This window comes from Hyphomonas sp. (genome assembly GCF_046313735.1).
GTDB lineage: Bacteria > Pseudomonadota > Alphaproteobacteria > Caulobacterales > Hyphomonadaceae > Hyphomonas.
Map to the genome: position 1 here is coordinate 1 of NZ_JBKBXW010000103.1, position 2,506 is coordinate 2,506.

General features: G+C 65.5%; 3 protein-coding genes. 1 reads left to right on the top strand and 2 read right to left on the bottom strand.

The annotated features are described in order from the left end of the window. Both ACK4SV_RS16790 and ACK4SV_RS16795 read right to left on the bottom strand, forming a co-directional pair. Window positions 1–1,468 (bottom strand): gamma-glutamyltransferase family protein (locus ACK4SV_RS16790; RefSeq protein ID WP_409918992.1); only part of this gene is annotated, 1,468 nt, incomplete at its 3' end. Beyond that, window positions 1,465–1,902, bottom strand: a complete 438-nt coding sequence (locus ACK4SV_RS16795) for a TIGR02301 family protein (protein WP_409918993.1) — start codon at window positions 1,900–1,902, stop codon at window positions 1,465–1,467. The genes ACK4SV_RS16790 and ACK4SV_RS16795, both read right to left, overlap by 4 nt. Between ACK4SV_RS16795 and ACK4SV_RS16800 the strand changes: the two genes are divergently transcribed. Continuing rightward, window positions 1,882–2,506: NAD(P)-dependent oxidoreductase (locus tag ACK4SV_RS16800; RefSeq protein WP_409918994.1), on the top strand; the 625-nt coding region annotated here is incomplete at its 3' end. The genes ACK4SV_RS16795 and ACK4SV_RS16800 overlap by 21 nt on opposite strands.

Here is a 2,506-nt window from a genome sequence, read left to right on the forward strand (position 1 = left end):
CAAAGGCCGGGATGATTGTGTGGAAGGGTCGCTTGCCGCCCTCGAACACATTCGGATGCTCCGGGTCCAGACTGAACAGTTCGGCCCGGTCCTGGAACATGAAGCCGAGACCGTCGGGCACGAGGCCCGAGCCCATGCCTCGATAGTTCGACTGGATCAGCGAGACCATCATGCCGTCCTTGTCGGCGACGGTGAGGTAAGTTGTGTCGCCGTCGCGCAGGGCGGCGTCTGTAATCTCCGTGCCCGGAGCGACCGCCGGCATAGCGCGGGTGATATCGATGGCCTCGGCGCGCCCTGCATTGTAGCCGGGGCCGATGAAGATCGCGGGGTCGATACCGGAGAAGGCGGGGTCGGCATAGCCGAGCGCGCGGTCCGCAAAAGCAAGGCGCTTGGCTTCGACCATGGCGGTGAGGGCGTCGGGGGAGCCGAAACCCATCTCGCCGAGGTCAAACCGTTCCAGCATTTCCAGCATCTGCAGGGCGGCGACGCCCTGCGTGTTGGGGCCAAGCTCACAGAGCTTTACCTCGCTGCGATATTCGACGCAGAGCGGCTCGGTCCACTCGCCGGCATGGGCCGCGAAATCCTCATACGCCATCTTGCTGCCATGGCGGCGCAGATAGGCGGTCATCGCGCGGGCAGTGGCGCCCTTATAGAATTCCCCGCGGCCGAGCGTGCCGATACGCTCCAGCGTGTTGGCGAGGTCCAGATTGCGGAACAGCGAGCCTTCGACCGGCACGGGATCAAAGAAAGTGCGCCGCGCGTTTTCGTATTCTTCCAGTTCACCGCGTTCATATGCAGGCTCGAAGCGCAGGGGACCCCGCGACCAGTACCAGGCGATCATTTCGGGGATCGGCGCGCCGGTGCGGGCATAGGAAACGGTCGGGGCGAGATTGTCCGCCATCGGAAGGCGTCCGAATTTCTCATGCAGCGCGAACCAGCCATCCACCGTGCCCGGAACGCTGACGGTGATCGTGCCATAGCGCGGCAGCTTCAGCCCGTCTTCGAATGCGTCGGCCTTGGCCTGAGCATCGGCAAGTGTCGCCGCTTTTGGTGTGCGGCCAGAGCCGTTATAGCCGTAGAGTTGCGCCGTCTCCGGATCCCAGACTATGGCGTAAAGGTCGCCGCCGATGCCGTTTCCGGTGGGCTCGACCAGGCCCAGCATCGCATTGGCAGCGATCGCCGCATCAACGGCCGATCCGCCAGCCTTCAGAATATCGATCGCGGTCTGTGTTGCCAGCGGATGCGCCGTGGCGGCGGCGCCGTTCGGCGCGATGACGGCGGAGCGGGTCGCGATGGGGCGGCCAGTGGCGGGACGCTGGCCGGTCATCGGCCACTCGGCCGTTTCGGCGGGCTCGGACGTGGCTGCCGCCGCGTCAGTTTCGACTGCCGCCTCGGGGACCGGCGCCGGTGTCTGCGCACAGGCGGCCATCACCAGTGCGCCCAGCGCAACTAAAGTCTTGTATTTCATTGGCTTTGTCCTCCGCCCTGTCTCGCGCCCCTTGGGAAGTAGTGCGCCGCAAGGCGCCCGGCGAGTTCCTGTCCGCTGACCGCAAAGCGGGCCTCCGCCTCGACCGCCGTCCCATCGCAGACGGGGTAGAGAGTCTCAGCGCGCTGGTAAGACTGGTTGAACCTCGACACGAGCGAGCTGCGAAGCTGGCCGGGTTCCGGGGCTTCGTGCCCCAACATGTCGGTCATGTAGCGCCGCCAGTACTGGTCTTCATTACCATTGCAGCGCACCCGTATCGCGTGTGCGGAGCCTAGGATGCCCGCCAGATCGGTGGCATCACGGAAATAATCCGGTCCTCGGGTCGGTAGCTCCCCCTGCGGCAGGGCAGGCAGGAGGCTTGCGGCGAGGATCAGACCGCCGCTAATTAGGACTGTATGAAAACGCTTCTTCTTCATGCGCGGACTTTCGCGCGCATCGCGCCCAGGCTCAAGGGCCTGGAAGCGGTGCTCACCATCGTGACGCTGGACGATGCCGGCCGGATGCACGACGCATTCACCTCGGCCGAGCTGAAAACCCCGCCCGTGATCAATCTGGCCTATGGCAATGTCGATGCCTTCTATGCGCCGTCAGTGCGCGATTTCATGCTCGCGATCCTGAAAAGTGAGGATTTCGACTGGTTCCAGTCGGCCGCGGCAGGCATCGAAAACCCGGCCCTCGCCTCCATCGGCCAGAAAGCACGCTTCTACACCACCAATCACACCCAGGCAGAAGCCATGGCGGAATGGGCGCTGTGGCAGGCGCTGGATTTCCTGCGCGATGGGCCGGGCCACCGGGCGCTGCAACGGCAAAGCAAATGGATGCGGCTGCGCGCGCGCGAAATGCAGGGGTCGCGCTGGCTGATCGTCGGATACGGGTCCATCGGCGAAGCGACCGGGCGGCGGGTCAGCGCGCTGGGCGGCGTGGTCACGGGGCTCCGGCGCAGGCCGGGACCGGCAAAGGGCGCCGCGCGCATCCTGCCGCCGGAAAGCCTGATGGCCGAATTGCCGGGCGCCGATATCG

Coding starts and splice junctions, on each gene's coding strand:
- ACK4SV_RS16795 (WP_409918993.1), bottom strand. CDS start 1,902: ATGAAGAAGAAGCGTTTTCATACAGTCCTAATTAGCGGCGGTCTGATC.